Raw genomic sequence first — 21,597 nt, 5'->3', positions numbered from 1 at the left:
TTGGGCTCCGTAACTGACTTGGATAACGGCCGCGATAGGGAGCGGGGACACAGAGGCGGTCGCTAGAGGTCTGAAATGGAGCTGACGTCAACGAAACAGCGCCGCGCCGTGGCATTGGCGATCGGAGCTGCGAGCGTTTTGCTGGCATGGCTCGTCAATGAGCCATACGTTCTGCTGGTCGCAGTTGCAGTCATATGCATCTGCATCGGCTGGGAGGCCGGCTTGGTGGCCGTTACCGCCGCCGGTCTGCTTTCATCCGTGATCCTGTTTTCGCTGGAATCGGGGGCCACAAGCGGCGTGGTCCGTTTGACGGTATTTGTCGTGGCGGCGTCAGCCCTATGGTTCGTGATAACGATTTTCAGGACCATGAGCTTCTATGACCGGGTCTACCATGACACTGGACCGAGCATCGCCGATATTCCGAGCCTCGGATGGTCGGCCTCTCCGGAAGGCCGCCTTCGCGTGGTCAATCCTGCGGCGCTCGAGTATGTAGGTGTGACAGCCGATGAGATGCGCCGGATCATGGATGGCGATGACTATCATTGGACACAGTTCATCCATCCGGACGATGTCGAGGCGAGCATGGCGCGTTGGCGTCACAGCTTACAGACGGGCGAGCCTGTTATCGACGAGCATCGTTTGCGTCGGTTCGATGGGACATATCGATGGTTTCGCGACACCGGGATTGCTTCGCGTGATGAGCACGGAACGATCACCGGCTGGCATGGCCACACGACGGATATCGACGATCAGAAGAAGGCCGAAGCCGCGTTGCGTGAGCGCGAGCGCGAACTGCGCCTGCTGGTCGATACAGTTCCCACCATGATCTGGCTGATGACGCCGGCAGGAGTACCGTACTATTTCAACAGACGGTTCGTAGATTGGGCGGGCATCAACTCGATTAAGGAGGAACCGCGAGGCACGCGGCAATTCGCCCCGCATGTAGAGTTGTTCCATCCAGATGACCGGGCGGCCGTCAAGGCTGTGTTCGAGAAGTCCTTTGCCCGTGGAGAGCCACTCCAGCACAAAGGTCGGCTGTGCCGGAAGGATGGCGAATATCGCTGGATTGATTCGCGGTTCGAACCGCTACGCGACGAAGACGGCACTATCCTTCGCTGGTACGGCGTCAACTTCGACATCGACGATGAGGTTCGCGCCCAAGAATCCCTGCGTCTGGCGGACGAACGGCTCGCGCGCGCCTTGCGCGCAGCCAGCCTGTCCGAACTATCCGTGTCCATTGCGCACGAACTCAACCAGCCGCTCCAGGCGGTCGTGGCCAACACCGGCGCCTTCCAGAGATGGCTGAACGCTGATCCGCCAAATTTCAATCACGCCAGCCGTGTCGCCCAAAAAATCATCAGAAACGCCGACGCGGCGGCACAGGTGATCACCCGCATCCGGGCCCTGTTCAACAAGACGGAAGGCGAACCGCAAGCGATCGATCTGAACGCGGTGATCCGCGAAGTGTGTGATCTCCTGGCCGACAGGCTCGCATCGAGCGGCGTCAAGCTGGAACTTCACCTCGATCCCCGCCTTCCCGCGACGGTCGCCGATCATGTCCAGATGGAGCAAGTCGTTCTCAACATCGTCCGCAACGGCATTGAAGCGATGCAGGAAGTCGACAGCAATGTGCGATGCCTGCGAATCGTTTCGCGGTCTCAGAACGACGGAACAGTTGAGGTCGAAGTGCGAGATAGCGGCCGCGGACTTAGCGATCCAGAACGGATTTTCGAAGCGTTCTACACAACCAAGCCGGATGGAATGGGGATGGGCCTGGCAATCTGCCATTCGATTGTCGAGGCGCACCGCGGACGGCTTTGGGCGGAAAATGCCGAGACCGGTGGAGCATCCATAACTTTCAGCCTCCCCGTTGCCGACTCGGCCCAGACGCCCAGCACGACTATAGGCGCCTGAGTGGCCGCTTCAGAGATTGATCCGGGAATCGGCCATCGACTGTCCGATCTCGATGAGCGTGCTGATTAGAATGTACAAAATTCCAAAGACGATTGCGACGCCCAGCACTGCCGGAAGATCGGCGCTGGCAAACGCCTGGACCGTGTAAAGACCCAGACCAGGCCACCCGAAAACGCGCTCCACGACAAGCAAATTGCCGAAGAGAATGGGAACCTGCAATCTGAGCATGGACAGTGGGGCCGTGGCGGCATTGCGCAAACCGTGGCGCAACAGCACCTCTATCTCGCTGAGACCCTTGCCACGCGCGGTCCGGATGTATGGCTGCCTCATCACCTCGTGAAGCGCACCGTTCAGGCTTCGCCCAACCGCGACGCCGATTGGCAAGGCCAGCGCAAGCGCCGGCAAGATCATGTGCAGCAGCGCGTCGATGCTGACTTCGGGCCGGCCGACCAGTAGTCCGTCGATGACGTAAAGTCCCGTTGGGCCTGAGAAGTCGCGGTAGGCAAGCCGACCCGCTCCGGGAAGCCAATCGAGACGGAACCAGAAAAAGTAAGCGAGAAGCAAGGCCGACAGAAAGATCGGCGTTGAGCCTATCCCCACTATTGCGAACCTTATCCCGCCTGATCCCGGAATCAGGAACTGAAGCGCCGCCATGACGCCGGCGAGCGCCACTCCCAAAACGATCGACGCCAGTCCAAGTTCAAGCGTAGCGGGAAGATATTCCCGTATGTCGTCAAAGACCGGCTGTCGCGTCCTTACCGACGTCCCCAGATCCGCATGCGAGAGGCGCAATAGAAAGCGCCCGTACTGAACAAGGACCGGGTCGTCCAGTCCGAGGTGCTCACGCATCGCTTCGACCGTTTGCGGCGGAGCGCTGGGCCCGGCAATGGCCCGCGCCGGATCGGCGGGAATAATGCTTTGGAGACCGAAAACAATGAAGCTCATCACCAGGAGAACGACGACGGCGCCGACGACGCTTTTGGTGAGATATGCCAGCACTACGCCCCCCTCAGCGCGGCGCGAATGCCGTCGCCCGCAAGGTTGGCGAGGAGACAGAGGAGAAAGATGATCGCCGCCGGCAGGATCGGCAGCCACCAATGGACCGTGAGACTGTCGAGGCTGCGCGCCGTCATCGCTCCGAGCTCAGGCGCCGGTGCTGGCAATCCAAGGCCAAGGAACGACATCAGCGACAAAGTCATGACGATGTTGGCCACATCCAGCGATGCCCCGATGAGCAAGGCCGGGACCACTCCCGGCAACAAGTAACGCGACAGCAGGCGCGGACGGCCGACCCCGGCGATAAGCGCCGCCTCGACATGAGGACGGGCCTTGAGGCGACGGATTTCGTCACGCGATATGCGCGCGTACCAGGGCCACCAGACAATGGCGATCGCGATCATCGTGTTGCCGAGCCCGGGGCCAAGGGAAGCCACGACAGCGAGCGCGATGAGCGTTGCCGGAAGAACCAAGAACAGGTCGACGATCCGCTGGATCACCAGATCGACCTTGTCGCCTACCAGGCCCGAAATCAGTCCGACCAGGGTGCCCACGGTGAGACTGAAGCCGATAACGGCAAGCGCTGGCAGCCACGTATATTGAGCGCCGAGGATGACGCGCGAGAACAGGTCGCGGCCGATTTCGTCGGTGCCGAACCAATGTCCTGCCGAAGGCGGCAGGTAGGCTCCGGCGACGCGCAGCTGCGGGTCGAACGGCGTAATCCAGGGCGCCAGCACGGCCACAACGGTGACGACAGGCACGCCGATGATACCGACGCTTTCAAGCCAACCGGCCCGCCGGAAGAAATCGCGCCAGTTGAATCGACGCCGCGCAGGCAGCGTGTCCGGGCTTGGCCCTCCGGTCATCGTCCGTGTCCAGGCTGAAGGGACGGCATCGCCGCGACGAGAGATCGCGTGTAGGAGGACTGCGGTGCGGCAACGATGGCATCGGGATCCGCAATCTCAACCAGTTGGCCGTCCTTCAGCACGGCGACACGGTCGGCGATGATCCTGGCGGCCGCTAGATCGTGGGTGACGAACAGCATGGCCATGTCGAGCCGCCGCCTAAGGTCGCTAAGAAGATTCAAGGTGGTGGCCGCCAGCGACACGTCCATGGCGCTGATTGGCTCATCGCATAGCAAAAGCCTTGGGGGGACGATCACTGCGCGAGCCAAAACCGCGCGCTGGCATTGACCCACCGATATCTCGGCGGGCAGCGCGTCCATTAGGACCGGGTCGAGGCCGACCAGCTTCATGGCCTCCCCGACGCGACGGCGGCCGTAATCGCTGTCCGGTGAAATGGCCCGCAGGCGCTCGCCGATCTGCTCGCCGATCGTGAGCCACGGCGTCAGCGCCGCCACGGGGTCTTGAAATACGACTTGCGGAGGAAGCTTGTCGAAGCGTGTGACAGTGCCGCTCTCGGGGACCACAAGCCCGGCAGCAATCCTCAGGAGGGTAGACTTGCCGGCGCCACTCTCGCCCACCAGGGCCACGCACTCGCCAAGCTTGATCGAGAGGTTGACCGACCTGAGAACAGGCTGCGGTTGACGCCGTCCCCAAAACGATCTGGCGCCAGTCGGGAATGTTTTTCCGATGTTAGACAGCCTCAAGGCTGCGGTTTCCTGGATTGCCTGGGCCGGCCATGATTTCGCACCAGCGCGCTGCGTTGCGAGAATTGCGGTTTGCTCGTGATGAAGGCAGGCGACTGCGCCACCATGGACAGAAGCAGGCTCCAGCGGTGGGCGGATCGCCGTGCAATCCGGCTGGGCGATCGGGCAACGTTTCGCGTAGGCGCAGGCGTTTTCAACATTTATGGAGGGCGTGTGCTCGGACGGGAGCGTGGGAAGCGGGCGCAGTCGATCGGAGTCCAGATTGAATCGAGCGGCGAGCAGGCCGGCGGAATAGGGATGCGCGGCATTGCGGGCCACATCCTGCGTGCGGCCCATTTCAACGATGCGTCCGGCATAGAGAACGAGGACGCGGTCGGCCAGTGATGCCGCCACGGTTAGATCGTGCGTAACGAACAGAATTGCCGTCTGCTGATCGCGGGCAAGATCGCGCAACAGGTCGAGAATCTGCGCCTGGATGATGACGTCGAGCGCGGTGGTAGGTTCATCGGCGATGAGAAGCTTCGGTCTTGCCATCATCGCCATGGCAATAAGCACTCGCTGACGCTGCCCCCCCGACAGGCGATGCGGAAGCGCATCGGCGATGCGTTCCGGATCAGGCAGGCCGGTTCGGCTGAGCCAGTCTTCGATCGATCTCTCGGAGCCCCCATTGGATTCGCGCATCTGGCAGCGGATCGTCATGGTGGGATTGAGCGCACCCATCGGATCTTGCGAGATGGCGCGGACGAGGTGGCGGCGGGCCGCCTGCCAAGTATGCCTTCCCGCGCCGACAAGCTCGATCCCCGCAAGCCGGATCGAGCCTGCCACCTGCGGAAGGTATTCGCGCGGCAGGAGCCCCTGAAGCGTCAACCCGATGCTTGTCTTGCCGGAACCGCTTTCCCCGACCAGCGCGGTGATCTCGCCCGGAAACATGTCGAAACTGATGCCATCGAGGATGCGGGAGGGATGGCCTTCGCGGCTAAGAATGACCGACAGGTCTTTGACCGCGAGGACGGGCTCGGTCACGGATTCGGGCATTCGGTGCGAAAGCTTGACCATAAGGGACGAGCCTGGCCTGGTTCTGGAATTCAGGGTCCCCAGCGAACGGTGGCGAAGTCGATGTTGCCGGGTGGGTTCACGGGACGGAGTCCAAGGTCCTTCAGACCCTTGGCGTGGACAACCACATCGTTAACGTCGACGAGCGGGATGACGATGCCGGCATCGAAATACATGTGCCCCGCTCTCTCGTAGAGAGCGTCGCGTTCCTTGACGTCGGTCAACTGCCCGGCCTGGTCCACGACGGCATCGGCTTGCGGCAGCACCTGCCCAAAAAAGTTGAGGGAACCGTTCTTTGTGAAGAAAGCCTTGGCCTGGCTCTCCGGATGAGCGGCGTCCGGTCCCGCGATCGTGAGTAGCAAATCGGGAGGGTTTGGGTCGTCTTTCAGGGTGTAAGCAGCGCCGGCGGGCAGCACGTAAGCAGTTGCCTTTACGCCGATCGACGCCAGTTGCGCTATCATCAGGTCGGCGATGCGGCCATAGCTTGGGGCCGCGCTGTACAGACCAATGGTCAAGTTGACCGCGCCATGTCTGGCGATCGCATCTTTCGCTGCCTCGAAGTCGGTCGGAAACCGGATCGGATTCACTGGATCGAGCATCACGTTCGGATAAACCGACCTCGACAAGCTTGCGAACTCTCCAAAGGCGTCCTTGACCCACAGCGCCGGGTTGATCGCTGTCAAAACGGCCTTGCGGACCTCCGCATCGTCGAGTTGCGAGTTCGGCTTAACGAAGAGATAATACGGTATCATGCTCGGGGCGGCGGTGATCTCCAGACCCCCCGGCAGGCTGGTGAGTTGCGCGAACGGATAGTCGATCGGCACGGCATCGATTGTACCAGCCTGCAATTGAAGTATCTGCTGGCTGATATCGGGCACGACCGAAATCTGGATCTGCCGGAAGAACGGTTTGTCGCCCCAGTAGTCGTCGTTGCGCTCGAGCACATAGCGCTGACCGCGTTTGAATTCAGCCAGTTTGAATGGACCCGTTCCGGCCGCATGCTCATTGAGCCAGGTCGTCGCGAAATCGCGGTTGTCATGCTCGGCGAGCGCTACCGGACTGATGATCTTGGGCCCCCACGGGCTGGAAAGGGTATCAAGGAACGACGGCTGAGGATGACCCAACGTGAGCACGACCGTCGAATCGTCGGGCGCCCTCATGTCCTTCACGTTGGCCAGGAAGTAGCTCAGCATAAGTCCACCATCGCGGCGGCGCTCGAACGACCGTATGACCGCCGCCGCATTGAATGGCGTGCCATCATGGAACTTGACACCGTCGACCAGGTGAAAGGTGTAGGTCAGTCCGTCGTCCGAGATCTCCCAACTCTTGGCGAGCAGACCAACAATCCTGGTCGAATCCGGCTCGTAGTCGACGAGCCCTTCATAGACATTGTTGATTGCGCTGATCCCGCCGACCTCGAACCCGTTGTCCGGATCGAAAGTGCCGATATCGGCCACGTAAGGTACGCGCAGCACCTCTTGCGCGTAGACTGGCGCAATCAGGACCAGCAAACCGAGAGCGAATCCCAGCATGCGCAGTCCGAAGCTGGGTTTGTAAGATCGTTCGGTCCGGTATGCGTCGATCTCCATCGAGGATTCCCGTTGGCCTGGTACTTCACTTGGGACTGCGGGAAGGCCACCCGCAGTCAATTCCTGGCCAACGAGGCATTCCACGCTCATGTCCAACTCATCGTCACCCGATGCCATCAAGGTCTTCTTGCGGCGCTTGGCATCGATGCGAATACCCGGACATTTTCGCCAACGCTACCTCAGCCCGCTGATCGCGGTCTATGAGCATCAAGCAGAGGTCACCCTATCCCCAGGGTATAGATCGTCGCGCCCCGGACAGGTATGTGAACGCTTGCAGACGCGCATCCGCTAAGAACGCGCTTGCAACCGACTAAGCCCAGACGGGAACGCTGGCTGCTGCAGGAATTGACCGAGTCCCTGGCAGGCCGCGTGGAGTGCTGACAGGACTGCCTATGTGTCGGTGGTCGAGTCGTAGCCGCGCTCCGGCGTGCCTCAAAAAGTCGCGGCGAACACAAAAATGCGGATGGGCGCCCAGTGCGACGAGAACTTGCCGGACCGGTATGCTCGCAATAGTGCCCGAGCAGGCCGGCAAGCTGCTGGCATTATGAGGCGGGCTGGTGGCGGTCCTCGATATAGCTTTTGACTTGCGCCATCCCATCACAGCGGCGCCGGGCTTAGCTGTCGCACCCGACCGAGCAGAGCGTCCTAGAGGGAGGTCATAGTCTCCCATACTTCGGCATCGTCCAACCGATCCTACCGTTTGATAGGCTGGTGCCGCGGGTTCCACGAACATTGGCTGCATCGGACGACGGCCCTTGCCGGATTGGCAGGGGGTGCGTCCAGCCACCCCCTTGAATCTTCCGACCACCCCGGAGGCGTCGATGAGCACCGTCTCTTTCCTCAACATCGGCATGCACGGCTACATTAACCCGACGCTCGCGGTCGTGGCAGAGCTCGCCCGGCGCGGTCACACGGTGACCTATCACACCTCCCCTGCGTTTGCGGCCCAGATTGAGACCGTTGGTGCGAAGGTCTACCTCTACTCTGGGGGCGACCTGCCCTTGCCGGATCCGCCGATCCCCCTCGCGATGCTGGAAGAACTCGCTCGGACCGCCCTCGGCCTGTTGCCCGGCGTGCTCTCGGACCTCCGCGCCATACGGCCCGACCTGATCGTGCATGGGGCGGCCTGTCCATGGGGCGCGGTGGCCGCGCGTGAGCTCGGTGTGCCGGCGGCCGCCACGTTCACCACGTTCGCCTTCAACGGGCAGGTGCCCAGCCCCACCCGCCTCTCCCGTGACTTGGTGGCCGCCGCAGCCGCCCGTCCTCGCATCGGCTGGAGCTACGTTTGCGCGCGCTGGGCCCTGCACCGCGGCTACGACACCGGCGGGCTGCCCCTGATCGACCTGATGAACGCCCGCGAGCCGCTGAACCTGGTCTTCACATCCAGCGCGTTCCAGCCTGGAGCCGACGCGTTCGACCCCTCGTACCGGTTCGTCGGGGCGAGCGTCGGATCCCGCCTGACCGATCCGGGATTCGACGCCGCCCGGCTGGAGGACCCCGTGCTGTACGCTTCGCTGGGCACGGTGTTCGATGGGGGCCCCGCCCTGCTGCGGACCTTCGCGACTGCGCTGGCACCGCTGGGCGGCACCGTTGTCGTCTCGACCGGGTCCACGGAACCGGCAGACCTGGGTCCGCTGCCAGCCAACGTGCTGGCCCGCCAATCCGTGCCGCAGCTCCAGGTGCTGGACCGGGCGGCGCTCTTCGTGACCCACGGCGGCATGAACAGTGTCAACGAGGCGATGCGGACCGGGGTGCCGACACTCGTCGTGCCACAGGGGGCGGACCAGCCAATGGTGGCGCGGCGGGTTGTAGAGCTCGGTGCCGGCCTCGAGCTCCGCACGGACGACGCCACTGCAGAGACGGTGCAGGCGCTCGCCCGGAGTCTGCTGGACGAGCGGCGCTTCCGCGAGGCGGCAGCCGCACAGGGCGCCGCACAAAAGCAGGCCGGCGGCGCCCGGCGTGCCGCCGACGAGCTCGAGCGGTATCTCGACGACGTGCTCGGAGGCATCGCGACCGATCGAGCACAGGGGCGCTGAACCATGTCGACGACGGTCGCCGTACTACTGGTCCTCGCCGGGCTTTCCGAGAGTGCCGGGCGGGTGCTGCCCCTGGTGGCGCGCAGGCCCAAGCTGTCCCCGCGCCTCGTGGCTGGTCTGATGGTGACCGGCACCGTCGTCGAGGGCACGGTGATCGCGCTGTGGCCCCTTGCCACATGGACCGTCGCCGACCTGGTGCAGCCGGTCGTGGCGCCTGACGCGGCCCCGCTGCCCAGCACGACCGGGCTGGCCTGGACACCCGCCCTGGTCGCCCCGCTGCTCCTGGCCGCCGTCCTCGCGTTCCCGCTCCTCGGGCCGTTCCTGCACATGCTGCTTATGGCCGGTGTCGGAGCAGGGCTGGCCGGCCCGCTCGCCGCGGCGTCGGGACTGGGCTGGTGGACCGCGGTCGGGTGCATCGCCGTCGCGGGGATCGGGCTCGCGGTCACGGTCGAGGTTGTCCGGCGGCTGATCGCCAGGATCATCGCCGGCGCGCGGGAGCGGGAGTCGATCGTGTGAGCGAGCACCTCCTGCTCGTCGCCCTCTTGGCGCTCGGCCCTTTCCTGCTCGCCGAGGGCCTGCTCGCCCGTTACGAACTCATGGTCTATACCATCGGCCGGCGCGCACCGGCCGCCACGCTCCCACCGGAGGTGCCCTATGCCAGGGGGGCCGATCCAGGGCGGCCGCCGGACGCCTACGTGGTCTACCTGGACGGGATCGGCAAGCGCCGCCTCACCGATACGCGCGATGGCGGCCAGCTCGTCAAGGCCATCATCGCCGGAGCACCGGAGTTGCGCGTGCTGGGCCAGGTCCAGCCCTACTCGCCCCTGGCGGACCCGCTCGTAGGGCGCCCGGTGTGGGATTGGCTACGGCGGCACGTCGGCATCACGCTGTTCCTGCACAACGTCATGCAGACCTTTGTGGCCGCCGATCGCCGATACCGCCCGCTGTACAACCGAGCAGTGGGTGCCCAGATCGCCGACCAGCTCCGGCTCGCAGGCTACGAGCCCGCCAGCGGCATACCGGTCGTCCTGCTCTGCTACAGCGGTGGTGCCCAGGTGGCCACCGGCGCGGTCGAAGAGCTGTTCGCCCAGTTCCGCGCTCCGCTGTTGCTGATCACGCTCGGCGGTTTCCACAACGGCGCCAACGACCTCACGCATGCGCGCCACCTGTACCGGCTCACCAGCGCGAACGACTGGATCGAGCGGGTGGGCATCGGACTCTTCCCCCAGCGTTGGCGCCTGTGGCGGCGCAGCCCTTGGAACCGGGCCCTGGACGCCGGGAAGATCACGGTGTGTTCGCTCGACCCGGCAACGCACGTCGGCCCGCAGAGCTACATCAGCCCTACGGCGCGGCTCGTCGACGGGCGCAGCTATCTCGATCGCGCTACCGAGATCGTGATTGAGATCATCCGGCGCGACTGCACAACGAAAATGCTCGGAGGGAGATAAAGCTACGAACCGAGGCTGAAACCTTCCTCGACGAGAGCTTGGTTGGGCCCACCATTTTTCGTTGTTATCAAAAGGTTATAATGGGTGCTGCCAAGCCGATTTGGCAGCATTTGGCAGCGCGCCGGCAGCAACGAAAAAGGGCGGCTCGCGCCGCCCCGGTTTCTTTGCTGACGATCCGCAGCGGCGGCGGCGCTGCCGCCGGCGATCATGGTAAGCCTCAAGCCGCTTTGTGCTCTCGACGGCATGCCCAGCGTCGCGATCGCCTCGACGGTCACTTCGTTGTGATGGCGTCTGGCACGAACCGATCGGTCCCCTAGCTTGGTGCTGATCCGATCACCCAAGTTTTGGTAACCGCTGTAACAAATCCGGAGGTACAGCATGGCAGAATTGAGCCGCAGTCAAGTTCCGGGATCCACGAGATCGGGCATCTCTCGTCGGACGTTCCTGAAGCACGGTGGCACCTCGGCCGTAGGGGCGGCGTTGCTGGAAGCAGGGGCAGCGCAGGCAGCCGTTGATGGTTCTATGCAGGACGATGCCAACGAAGTGCTTGGCCCTGGTCTGATCCCGATCGATCTCACGATAAATGGACGACGGGTCCCGGTGCAGGCGGAACCCGCCACCACGCTGGTCGACGTCGTCCGCAATCACCTCGGCCTGACCGGCACCAAAATCGGCTGCGATCGCGGAGCCTGTTCCGCCTGCACGGTCTGGCTCGACGGTCAGCCTGCCAGCAGTTGCATGACGCTGGCGCTCGACGCCCGGGGCAGGAACATCACCACGATCGAGGGGCTGGCCGAGGGCGGCAAGCTTCATCCGGTGCAGCAGGCGTTCATCGAGCATGACGCCCTTCAATGCGGATTCTGCACGCCCGGAATGGTAATGAGTTGCGCAGCGCTCATAGATCGTAAACCCGACGCCGGCATCGACGAAGTGAAGGCCGCGATAAGCGGTCACCTGTGCCGCTGCGGCACCTATCCGAACATCTTTGCGGCAGTGCTCGCCGTCGCCGGCGAGAATCGGAGGAGGGGCACCTGATGGCTACCGAAAATCAGGCACGGGCCGACCGGCCTTCGTTACGGTCCCAGTCCTTGCTCTACGGTATCGTCGGGCAGGAGATGAGGCAGGTGACTCGGCAGGTGCCGGACGATGAGCCGCCGCAGTTGCCAGTGAACGCCGAACTGCGCTCCATCGGCAAGTCGATCCCGCGGCTCGATGCCGTGCAGAAGGTGACGGGCGCGGCGAAATACACATTCGACGTGCAACTGCCGGGAATGCTCTACGCACGGCAGATCGTCTGCCCATGGCCGCATGCCAGGGTGATCTCGATCGACACCTCAGCGGCTGAGCGTCACCCCGGCGTCCGTGCTGTACATGTGCTCGAGACACTGCTGCAATCCGCCAGGCTTCGCGATCCGGAGGCCGAGGCCCGCAACAAATACCCCACGGTCCGCTTCGCCGGCCAGACCGTTGCCGCGGTCGCCGCCGAGACGCAGCGGATCGCCGACCAGGCGGCGAAGCTCGTCAAGGTCGAATACGAGCGCTTGCCGCATGTCACTGACCTCGATGCGGCAATGGACGATGAGGCACCGATCGTCTTTCCAGGACCGGTCGAGCAGCCATCAACGGCCGGCGGCGGCGGCGCACCGGAAGGCTTGCCGCAGAAGGGCAATGTGCGCGGTCCCAACTTCGGCATGCCGGGTATGACGCCCACGGGCGATATCGACCAGGGCCTGGCGGAGGCGGACGTGATCGTCGAGGCCGAATATCGCACGCAGGTTCAGACTCATGTGCCGATGGAAACACATGGCATCGTCGCGGATTGGCAGGATGACGGGCTGACCATTTATGCCTCCACGCAGCACACGCACAGCGTGCGCGATGAGGCCGCCGAATATTTCGATCTGCCCAAGAGCAAGATCCGGGTAATCAGCGACTTCACCGGCGGCGGGTTCGGCGCCAAATATGGGATCAACAATTTCGGCCTCCTCGCCATTCATTTGTCGCAAAAGGCCGGCGCGCCCGTGCGCATGATGCTGGACCGCCGTGAAGAGCATGTTTCGGCGGGCAATCGACCCAACAGCTTGCAGCGCGTACGGATCGGCGCCAAACAAGATGGCACCCTTACCGCCATCGACGTCATAAGCTGGGGCTCCGGCGGCATCGCTGGGGGCGCCGGCATAGGCTTCTGCTACAATGCGCTATATCCGTGCCCGAACATGCGCACCGAGCAGTATGACGTGTTCACGAATGCCGGCCCGTGCGCGGCTTTCCGCGCACCCGGACAGGTGCAGGGCATCTTCTCGCTCGAGCAGGCGATGGACGAACTCGCGGATCGGCTGCAACTCGACCCGCTGATCCTGCGCGATCGCATCGACACAAAGCCCACCGACGACATGCTTGCACGGGCACATGAACGCAAGGTCGCGGCCGAGCGGTTCGGCTGGAGCCGCCGGCGTCCGCCGAACGCCGACACCGTGCCGATCAAGCGGGGGATCGGCATGGCGCAGGCGCAGTGGGTGTATGTCGTCAGCCCTCCGACGACGGTGGAGGTGCGGGTCGCCGATGACGGGTCGGTCTCCGTCTACAACAGCACGCAGGATGTCGGCACCGGCACGCGGACTGTGCTTGCCCAGGTGGTTGCAGAGGAGTTCGGCCTCAATGCCGAGGACATCGGCGTCTTTATCGGCGACACGCGGTTCCCGTGGGGACCGCCGTCCGGCGGCAGCCGGGTGACTGCGTCGGTGACCGCGCCTGCCCGCAATGCGGCCTATGCGGCGGCACGCGACCTGGCCGCGCGCCTCGCGCCGCTTTTCGACGACGCCGATCCCGATGACATTTTTTTCGCCGACGGCAAGGTGGGCGTCCGCGGCAAGGAAGGGGCCGCAAGGCCTCTCAAGGATGCAGCCAAGGAAGCCAAATTCGGCGAAATCTCGAAACTCGCCAAGCGGCACGACGACTATGAGGGATTTGCGGTGCCGGGAGAGCTCTCCATCAGCCGGCATGGGCTGGGCGGTGTCCAATTCGCCGAGGTGGCGGTCGATGTCGAGACCGGCGTGGTCAAGGTCGAGCGCATCGTCGCTGCCAGCGATTGCGGCAGGCCGATCAACCCCAAACTGGTCGAGAGCCAGGTGATCGGCGGCATCATCCAGGGTGTCAGCTACGCGATCTACGAGGACCGCATCATGGACGCGGCGAGCGGCCATCAACTCAACGCCAATGTCGATCAATACAAGATGGTCGGATCACGCGAGACTCCGGCGATCGAGGTGCTGCTCATGGAGCAGATCGGGGCGCAGTCGTCGACCGACGCGCGAGGCATCGCCGAGGCAAGCAATGTGGCGACCAGCGCCGCGATCGCCAATGCATTCTACAACGCCACCGGAAAGCGGATTCGCACTTTGCCGATGAACCCGGCAAATGTGCTGGCGACACTCAGCGCCTGAGATCGGCCAGAAGGAGTCCATCATGGCCATGAACAGCTTCGAATGGGTGGATGCCACGACGGTCGAGCAGGCAGCAGGTCTGCTTGCCGAAAGCACCGAGCAACGCCCCGTCATCGCGAAGGCGGGCGGGATCGACCTTCTGGACTTGATGAAGGAAGGGATTCTAGCGCCGATGCGACTCGTAAATCTGAAGACCATCCGCGGTCTCGACGAAGTCGACACGGAAAACGGGCTGTCGCTCGGCGCGCTTGTGACGCTGGACCGCATCGACAGCGATCCACAGATCCGCGCGCGCTACTTGGCGCTGTCGGATGCTGCCGGACATGCGGCGACGCCGCAGGTCCGCAACGCCGCAACGATCGGGGGCAATCTGCTGCAGCGGCCGCGCTGCTGGTATTTTCGGCACGATCATTTTCATGGCGAAGGTGCAGATGAGATGGGGAGCAGGGGCGCTGACGAGAACCAGCATCACGCGATCTTCGACAACGACAAAAACGCGATGGTTCAAGCCTCGACGCCGGCGACGGCACTGGTCGCCTATGATGCAAGCGCCGAACTTGCCGGCGGCGCCAACGGCTCACGCGTCGTAAAGCTCTCGGATTTCTTCTTGCCACCCGAAATGCAGCGCGCTCACGATGCGAGGATCGAGACTGGCGAGGTTATGACGCGCGTGATCGTTCCGCCGCTGAACGCCGGGGCGAAGGCCGCCTACCGCAAGCAGACGGAGCGCGACAGCTACGACTGGCCAATCTGCGATGTGGCGGTGGTGCTGACGATGCAGGGCCAGACAGTGCAAAATGCTTCGATCGTCATGGGATGGGTCGCACCAACGCCTCGCCGTGCCGTCGAAAGCGAACGTCTCCTAATCGGCAACAGGCTTACCGACGACTTGGCGCGACAGGCGGCCCGTGCCGCGGTGGCCGGCGCTACCCCGCTGGCGAAGAACGGCTACAAGGTGCCAGTGCTGGAGACGGTTGTTCGCCGCACGATCCTGGCCGCTGCCGCGGGCTAGCGTCCTGGGGGCGTCCAAAATGGGTTCGGCAACTTCGCAGCCACACGCGGCGCCGGCAGTCTGCCGACGGTTGCGCTCCAAGGGCGCACCCGGGACAGGTTACGGGAGCGGCGTCGACTTCAACGCAGGCTACAGTTCGACCGCAACATTCTGGTGTACCGCCACGGCCGGCGTCGTCGGGCCTGATGACTCCTACGTCCATCCGCACGTATGCATAAGCGATCGGATATGCTTCCTGAGTCCTTCAGAGCAGGATCAAGCTTCATGACATTGGTGGAGAAGGCGACAGCCAACTGTTGTGGGTTTGATTGACTCAACTCTGGGTAGCGAGTCGTCTCTCTGTGAGCGCCGTGGCGACGGTTGGCACGCGGCTCACGGCAACCGGCCATTGAGCGTGCATGGTGCCACCGAGACTCAGGAACCCGCTGGTTCGGCTTCAGCCTGAATCCGGCGCCTCATCGGCTCGGCGTCTACTCGGCTGCTCCGCTCTCGGAAGCCAGGGTTGGGCCGGCTTCAGGCCGCCTGCGCCGGAATGTCCTGCGCAGAGCAACGTAGAAGACCGGCGTCAGGAAGAGGCCGAACAACGTCACGCCCAGCATGCCGGAGAACACGGCCGTGCCGAGCGATTGGCGCATTTCCGCGCCAGGCCCGCTGGCGATCACTAGTGGCACCACGCCGAGGATGAAGGCGAACGCCGTCATCAGGATCGGCCGCAGCCGCAGCCGGCAGGCCTCGACGGCCGCCTCGACGGCGTCAAGGCCGCGCTCCTCACCTTGGCGCGCGAATTCGACGATCAGGATCGCGTTCTTCGCCGCCAGGCCGATGAGCACGATCAGCCCGATCTGCACAAGGATGTTGTTGTCGAGACCGCGGAAGGCGACGCCCAAGAGGGCGGCCAGCACGCTGAGCGGGACGATAAGCACGATGGCGAAGGGCGTAATCCAGCTTTCGTATAGCGCAGCGAGCACCAGAAAGACGAACAGAACCGACAGGCCGAAGATGAAGACCGCCGTGTTGCCGGTCTGCCGCTCCTGGAAGGCGAGTTCAGTCCATTCGAAGGAAGTGCCCTGCGGCAGCGATTCGGCTGCGATCCCCTCCATCAGGTCGAGCGCCGTGCCCGTGGCGACACCAGGCGCTGCATTGCCCTGAAGCGGCACGGAGACATACATGTTGTAGCGCTGCACGAGCGAGGGACCGGTGACGTCGCGGATCTCGATCAGTGTGCCGAGCGGCACCAGGTCGCCGGCCGCCGAGCGCACCTTCAGCTTCAATATGTCGTCGCGATCGATGCGGAAAGCCTGGTCGGCTTGCGCCCGCACCTGGTAGACACGACCGAAGGCATTGAAATCGTTGACGTAGGCGGTGCCTAGATTGATCGACAGCGTCTCGAAGATGTTGGGGATCGGCACGTTCAGCATGCGCGCCTTGTCGCGGTCGATCGCCAGGAAGAATTGCGGGCTGGAGGCCGAGAAGGTGGTGAAGACGCCCATCAACCCGGGCGTTTGGTTGGCCTTGCCGGCGATTTCGTTGGCCAGCGCCAGAATCGGCCGCATGTCGGCGCTGTTACGCTCCTGGAGCATCATCTTGAAGCCGCCGGAGTTGCCGATGCCCCGCACTGGCGGCGGCGGCAGCGCGATGATGAAGGCCTCCTGGATGCTTTGCAGGCTGCCAAACAGCGTGCCGATGATCTTGTCGGAAGTATCGCCGCTCTCGAGCCGTTCCTCGAAGCTCTTGAATGGCGCGAAGATCACGCCGGAATTGCTGGCGTTGGTGAATGTCGCGCCGTTGAATCCTGCGAAGGCGACGGCGTTGGCGACACCCGGGGTCCCGCGGATGATATCCGACGCCTTCTGGATGATTGCGTCCGTTCGGGCGAGCGAAGAGCCCTCCGGCAATTGCACGACGACGATCGCATAACCCTGGTCCATGTTCGGGATGAAGCCGCGCGGCACCGTCTGCAGCATGTGATAGGTCGCGTAGAGCAGGCCTGCGAAAACGAGCAACATGGCGGCAAGCGCCAGAGTCGTGCCGACCAGTCTGTGCACCAGCCAGGCATAGCCGTCCGCCATCCTGTCGAACCCGTTGTTGAACCCGTTCGCCAGAGCGCGGCCGAACCTTGCCAGGAAGAAGTTCGAATGTTCCTCGCTGTGCGGCTTGAAAAGCACGCCGGCGAGAGCCGGCGAAAGCGTCAGCGAGTTGAATGCGGAGATCGCGGTGGAGACCGCGATGGTGATGGCGAACTGCAGGTAGAACTGGCCGGAAATCCCGGGAATGAAAGCCGCCGGAACGAAGACGGAGATCAGCACCAGCGAGATCGCGAGGACCGCGTTTCCCACTTCATCCATGGTCTTGTGCGCAGCGGCACGCGGAGCGAGCCCCAGGCGGATGTTCCGCTCGATATTTTCCACAACCACGATGGCGTCGTCGACGACGATGCCGACCGCCAGCACCAGCCCGAACAGAGTGAGCATGTTGAGCGAGAAGCCGAAGGCGAGCAGCACGGCAAGCGTGCCGATCAGCGAGACCGGTATCGCCACGATCGGCACGATCGCCATGCGCCACGACTGCAGGAACACGATGATGACGATCACCACCAGCAGGATCGCCTCGGCGATGGTGACATAGACCTCGTTGATGGATTCGGCGATGAACTCGGTCGGATTGTAGATGATCTCGTAGGCCAGCCCCTTCGGGAAATCCTTCGAAAGCTCCGCGATGGTCGCCTGGATTTCTTCCGCCGAGGCCAAGGCATTGGTGCCCGGCCGCTGGAAGATGCCGAGCGCCACCGCCGCCTTGTTGTTGAGATAGGAATTGGTGACGTAGTCCCTGGCGCCGAGCTCTATGCGCGCCACGTCCTGCAGGGAGATCAAGCGGCCGTCCTCGGCCGACTTGACTATGACGTAGCGGAAGTCGCGCGCGTCTTCAAAGCGCCCTTGCGTGGTGACCGTATACTGGAAGGCCGAGCCGTCGCCAATCGGCGGCGCGCCGATCGAGCCGCCCGACACCTGGACGTTCTGGTCGCGCAGCGCCTCGACTACGTCGCCTGCGGTCATGCCGTAGGCGGACAGTTTTTCCGGGTCGAGCCAGACGCGCAGCGAATATTCGCGCTCGCCGAAGATCTGCACGTCGCCGACGCCGTCCAGTCTCAGCAGGACGTCGCGCACGCGCGAACGCGCATAATTCGAGACGTAGAGCTGATCATATGTGTCGTCGGGCGACAGCATATGGACGACCATCATCAGGTCGGGCGAACTTTTCGCCGTGGTGATGCCGAGCCGGCGCACCTCTTCCGGCAGGCGCGCTTCGGCGATCGAGACGCGGTTCTGGACCAGCACCTGCGCCGCATCGAGATCGGTGCCGGGGCGGAAGGTGATGGTGAGCGACATCGAGCCGTCGCCGGAGGAATAGGACGACATGTAGAGCATGTGCTCGACGCCGTTGATTTCCTGTTCGATCGGCGTCGCCACGGTCGCGGCGACCGTCTCGGCGTCGGCGCCCGGATAGGAGGCGCGCACCACGATGGTCGGGGGCGCGATTTCGGGATATTGCGCGACCGGAAGCTGCGTATAGGCGATGCCGCCGACGAGCACGAGCACGATCGACAGCACCGCCGCGAAGATCGGGCGGTTGACGAAGAAATGGGCGAAGTTCATTGCGTCTGCCCTTCGGCTTCAACCTTGGGCGGCAATTTGGTCATCTCGGACTTGACGGTGACGCCCGGCCGCACTCGCACCAGCCCGTTGACTACCACGGTCTCTTCGCCGGTGAGGCCCTCGCGGATAACGCGATAGCCGTCGATGCGCGGGCCGGTGCGGACCGGCTTGGCCGAGATCAGGCCTGCCTGGTCGACAACGAAGACGATGCGGCGGTTCTGGTCGGCGCCGATCGCCTCGTCAGGCAGAAGCACGCCCGGATGCGGCAACGAGCCGGGCACGTTGATGCGGCCGAACATGCCCGGCTGCAGAACGCCGTCCTTGTTGTCGAAGCGCGCCCTGGCCCGCATCGTGCCGGTAGCTTGGTCCAGACGGTTCTCGGCGAAGTCGAGCTTGCCCTTGAACGTCGCTTCATCACGGTCGGCGACACGGACGACAACATCGACGCCGCCGGCGCCTTCCTGCATGACGCCGCCGCGCTCGCGGGCGTCGCGCGCATAAGAGAAGTAGGTCCGCTCATCGATGTCGAAATAGAAGTTGATCGGGTCGATCGAGACGATGGTGGTCAGCACGGTCTGGTCGGCCTGCACCAGATTGCCAGGCGAGATGAGCCGGCGGTCGACCCGGCCGGAAAACGGTGCCTTGATCTCGGTGAATTCGAGATCGAGACTTGCGTTTTCAAGTGCCGCCTCCGCGCCGTCCAGTTGCGCTTGGGCGGCGAGATATTCGCGGCGGCGGTCGTCCAGTGTCGAAACCGGTATGTTGCCTTCGCGCGACAGGGTCTCGGCGCGCTCGAACTGCATCTTGCTGAATTCAACCAGGGTCTTGGCCGAGTCGACCTGCGCCTGCGCCTGGTTCAGCGCCGCCTTGAACGGCCGCTGGTCGATGGTGAACAGGAGGTCGCCCTGCTTGACCAGCGTACCGTCCTGGAAATGGACCTGGTCGAGATAGCCGCCGACGCGGGAGCGCACCGAAACCTGGTCGACGGCTTCGAAACGGCCGACGAACTCATCGTCCTCGACGATATCGCGCACCAGCGGCTTGGCTACCGTGACGACGGGCGCGGGAGGCGCTTCCTGCGCCTGTGCGGCCGGGGCCGCGAGCAAGCCGAGCGCCGCGAAGGCCGCGGCGGCGAGCCATTTTGCAGGGACGTTTCTGCTGGAGGGGGCGGCCAGAGAATCGTGGCGGAGGCGTGCAGTGTGAACCATGGTTACCCCTCGTAATCGGTCCTTCATGCGAAGTCCTTAACATCTAGGCAGCTTGTGTGCCGCACAAATCAATTTTTTGAAAGCATTGACAGGAAGCGGCTAACCGGGGAGCGCGAACGCACATCTCATCTATTCGTCGAGCGCGATGCTCGCACCACGTATCGTCGATATCTTCAAATGTCACCAGCCAGCAGCTTCTCCTTCGACAGCAGCCCGGCATCTTCAAGCGCCTCGAAATCCGGCAAATCCCGCAGCGTGTCGAGGCCGAACTCCAGCAGGAATTTTTTTGTCGCAACGTAGCTGTATGGCGCGCCTGGTGTCTGGCCATTGAGCAGGCGGTCACCCGGCTCTGTGAGATATTGGGACTAAGCCTTGGGTGGTGCTTCCACTCCGGACATTGCGAGAACCGGCGGAGGGAGCCGAGCGCCTTCGATCTTGACCGCAGCCACGTCAGCATTGAGCTGGTGCAGCTCGTCCTGCGTAAAGGTGATGGCAGCGGCCGCAATGTTCTCGTCGAGGTGGGCGGCCTTCGTCGTACCGGGGATCGGCACGATGAACGGCTTCTGTGCCAGCAGCCAGGCCAGCGCCAGCTGGGCGGGTTTGACCTGCTTGCGTTGCGCCCAGGTCCGCACGACATCGACGAGCGCCATGTTTGCCGCCAAGGCATCCTCAGCCATGCGGGGAACCCAGGCGCGGAAGTCTCGCTCGGGGTCGTCGCCAAAGCGGGTTTCTGCCGTAATCGTGCCGGTCAGGAAACCATAGCCCAGCGGGGCCCAGCTGACGAAGCCGATGCCCAGTTCCTCGCACAGAGGCAGCACGTCGGCCTCGGGGCCACGCCAAACCATCGAATATTCGTTCTGGATGGCGGCGAGCGGCAGGATCGCGTGCGCGCTTCGGATGGTCTCCAGCCCCGGCTCCGAGAGCCCGAAATGCAGGACCTTGCCCTCGGCGACGAGATCCTTGACCGCGCCGGCGACGTCTTCGATTGGCACAAGCGGGTCGACGCGGTGCTGGTAGAGCACGTCGATGCGGTCGGTGCGCAGGCGTCGCAAGCTGCCTTCGACGGCGCGCTTGATATGCTCGGGCCGGCTGTTCAGGCCCTCCCCGATTTTGCCGGTCTCAAGATCGACGTTGAACCCGAACTTGCTCTCGACAACGACGGTCTCGCGCAGCCCCTGCAGCGCATCGCCAACGATCTCCTCGGAAAGGAAGGGTCCATAGACTTCCGCCGTATCGATGAGTGTGACGCCTTGGTCCACCGCGCGCCTGATAAGCGCAACGGCGGCGGCGCGATCTATGCGGCTGCCGAAATAATCCTGGGCGGTGCCGTCGTCAGGGCCAGGTTTCCACTGGCATCCGAGCCCCACCGGAAACACTTCGAGGGCGCCCACCTTGCGGCGCTGGCTCGCGGGTTGCGGGCCGGCCGTTTGCGCCGCCGCTTCGCCAAGCGAAGACAGCAGCCAGGGCGCAACGCCGAGAAAAGCTGCCGACGCCAGAAATTGCCGCCGCTGCGGGTTGTCAATGTTCGAGGGAGACTGGTTGTTGGAGGGAGACTGGTTGGTTCGGTGAGATTTCGTCATGTCACGATCCTTGGCTTGGGACAGGCCATGAGGCCGACGCGCATGCTCGGTGCGGT

Annotated in this window: 15 protein-coding genes and 1 pseudogene; 7 read left to right on the top strand and 9 right to left on the bottom strand. The window is 63.7% G+C overall.

Features of this window, described 5'->3' with window-relative positions; genetic code table 11:
- Positions 1-75: 75 nt before the first annotated feature.
- The gene (locus AC0L3H_RS18895) at positions 76-1,914 is read left to right on the top strand and encodes a PAS domain-containing sensor histidine kinase (RefSeq protein ID WP_473586465.1); all 1,839 of its coding nucleotides are present in this window, start codon (positions 76-78) and stop codon (positions 1,912-1,914) included.
- A gap of 9 nt (positions 1,915-1,923) precedes the next feature.
- Here the strand turns inward: AC0L3H_RS18895 and AC0L3H_RS18890 are convergent, their stop codons facing one another.
- The 4 genes from AC0L3H_RS18890 to AC0L3H_RS18875 are packed head-to-tail and all read right to left on the bottom strand — an operon-like array spanning position 1,924 to position 7,161.
- Positions 1,924-2,913, bottom strand: coding sequence for an ABC transporter permease (locus tag AC0L3H_RS18890; protein ID WP_473586464.1), 990 nt, complete (start codon positions 2,911-2,913; stop codon positions 1,924-1,926).
- Entirely contained in the window at positions 2,913-3,776 is an 864-nt protein-coding gene (locus AC0L3H_RS18885; RefSeq protein WP_473586463.1) for an ABC transporter permease, read from the bottom strand. Before AC0L3H_RS18885 ends, AC0L3H_RS18890 begins: the two co-directional genes overlap by 1 nt.
- On the bottom strand, positions 3,773-5,575 hold the full coding sequence (locus tag AC0L3H_RS18880) for an oligopeptide/dipeptide ABC transporter ATP-binding protein (RefSeq protein WP_473586462.1): 1,803 nt from the start codon (positions 5,573-5,575) through the stop codon (positions 3,773-3,775). The genes AC0L3H_RS18885 and AC0L3H_RS18880 overlap by 4 nt, the downstream gene beginning before the upstream one ends.
- Positions 5,576-5,604: 29 nt before the next feature.
- Positions 5,605-7,161, bottom strand: coding sequence for an ABC transporter substrate-binding protein (locus AC0L3H_RS18875; protein WP_473586461.1), 1,557 nt, complete (start codon positions 7,159-7,161; stop codon positions 5,605-5,607).
- A gap of 821 nt (positions 7,162-7,982) precedes the next feature.
- Between AC0L3H_RS18875 and AC0L3H_RS18870 the strand changes: the two genes are divergently transcribed.
- The 3 genes from AC0L3H_RS18870 to AC0L3H_RS18860 are packed head-to-tail and all read left to right on the top strand — an operon-like array spanning position 7,983 to position 10,645.
- The gene (locus tag AC0L3H_RS18870) at positions 7,983-9,197 is read left to right on the top strand and encodes a macrolide family glycosyltransferase (protein WP_473586460.1); all 1,215 of its coding nucleotides are present in this window, start codon (positions 7,983-7,985) and stop codon (positions 9,195-9,197) included.
- A gap of 3 nt (positions 9,198-9,200) precedes the next feature.
- On the top strand, positions 9,201-9,713 hold the full coding sequence (locus tag AC0L3H_RS18865; protein WP_473586459.1) for a hypothetical protein: 513 nt from the start codon (positions 9,201-9,203) through the stop codon (positions 9,711-9,713).
- Positions 9,710-10,645, top strand: coding sequence for a hypothetical protein (locus tag AC0L3H_RS18860; protein ID WP_473586458.1), 936 nt, complete (start codon positions 9,710-9,712; stop codon positions 10,643-10,645). The genes AC0L3H_RS18865 and AC0L3H_RS18860 overlap by 4 nt, the downstream gene beginning before the upstream one ends.
- A 2-nt stretch (positions 10,646-10,647) precedes the next feature.
- Here the strand turns inward: AC0L3H_RS18860 and AC0L3H_RS18855 are convergent, their stop codons facing one another.
- A complete protein-coding gene (locus tag AC0L3H_RS18855) occupies positions 10,648-11,025 on the bottom strand; it encodes a hypothetical protein (RefSeq protein ID WP_473586457.1) in 378 nt (125 codons plus the stop codon).
- On the opposite strand from AC0L3H_RS18855, the gene AC0L3H_RS18850 reads away from it, so the two are divergent.
- From AC0L3H_RS18850 to AC0L3H_RS18840, 3 genes are read left to right on the top strand one after another with little or no spacing between them, the layout of a single operon-like run.
- Positions 11,024-11,680 (top strand): (2Fe-2S)-binding protein, encoded by a 657-nt coding sequence (locus AC0L3H_RS18850; RefSeq protein WP_128173412.1) that lies wholly within the window; start codon positions 11,024-11,026, stop codon positions 11,678-11,680. The genes AC0L3H_RS18855 and AC0L3H_RS18850 overlap by 2 nt on opposite strands.
- The gene (locus AC0L3H_RS18845; protein ID WP_473586456.1) at positions 11,680-14,088 is read left to right on the top strand and encodes a xanthine dehydrogenase family protein molybdopterin-binding subunit; all 2,409 of its coding nucleotides are present in this window, start codon (positions 11,680-11,682) and stop codon (positions 14,086-14,088) included. Before AC0L3H_RS18850 ends, AC0L3H_RS18845 begins: the two co-directional genes overlap by 1 nt.
- 22 nt (positions 14,089-14,110) lie before the next feature.
- Positions 14,111-15,100, top strand: coding sequence for an FAD binding domain-containing protein (locus tag AC0L3H_RS18840; RefSeq protein WP_473586455.1), 990 nt, complete (start codon positions 14,111-14,113; stop codon positions 15,098-15,100).
- 470 nt (positions 15,101-15,570) lie between these two features.
- Here AC0L3H_RS18840 and AC0L3H_RS18835 read toward each other — a convergent pair whose 3' ends face one another.
- The 4 genes and pseudogenes from AC0L3H_RS18835 to AC0L3H_RS18820 form a co-directional block, all read right to left on the bottom strand.
- Positions 15,571-18,753 carry an efflux RND transporter permease subunit gene (locus tag AC0L3H_RS18835; RefSeq protein WP_473490885.1) on the bottom strand — a complete coding sequence of 1,061 codons (3,183 nt, stop codon included), beginning with the start codon at positions 18,751-18,753 and terminating at the stop codon, positions 15,571-15,573.
- Entirely contained in the window at positions 18,750-19,961 is a 1,212-nt protein-coding gene (locus tag AC0L3H_RS18830) for an efflux RND transporter periplasmic adaptor subunit (protein ID WP_473586454.1), read from the bottom strand. Before AC0L3H_RS18830 ends, AC0L3H_RS18835 begins: the two co-directional genes overlap by 4 nt.
- Positions 19,962-20,134: 173 nt before the next feature.
- Positions 20,135-20,281, bottom strand: a pseudogene (locus AC0L3H_RS18825) (SMC-Scp complex subunit ScpB); the annotation flags it as partial.
- Positions 20,282-20,326: 45 nt separating this feature from the next.
- Positions 20,327-21,541 (bottom strand): aldo/keto reductase, encoded by a 1,215-nt coding sequence (locus AC0L3H_RS18820; protein WP_473586453.1) that lies wholly within the window; start codon positions 21,539-21,541, stop codon positions 20,327-20,329.
- Positions 21,542-21,597 lie beyond the last annotated feature (56 nt).

The sequence above is a fragment of the Mesorhizobium sp. WSM4816 genome, from assembly GCF_055811535.1.
Note: the sequence above shows the minus strand (reverse complement) of the source record. Positions and strands in the feature narration are given on the sequence as shown.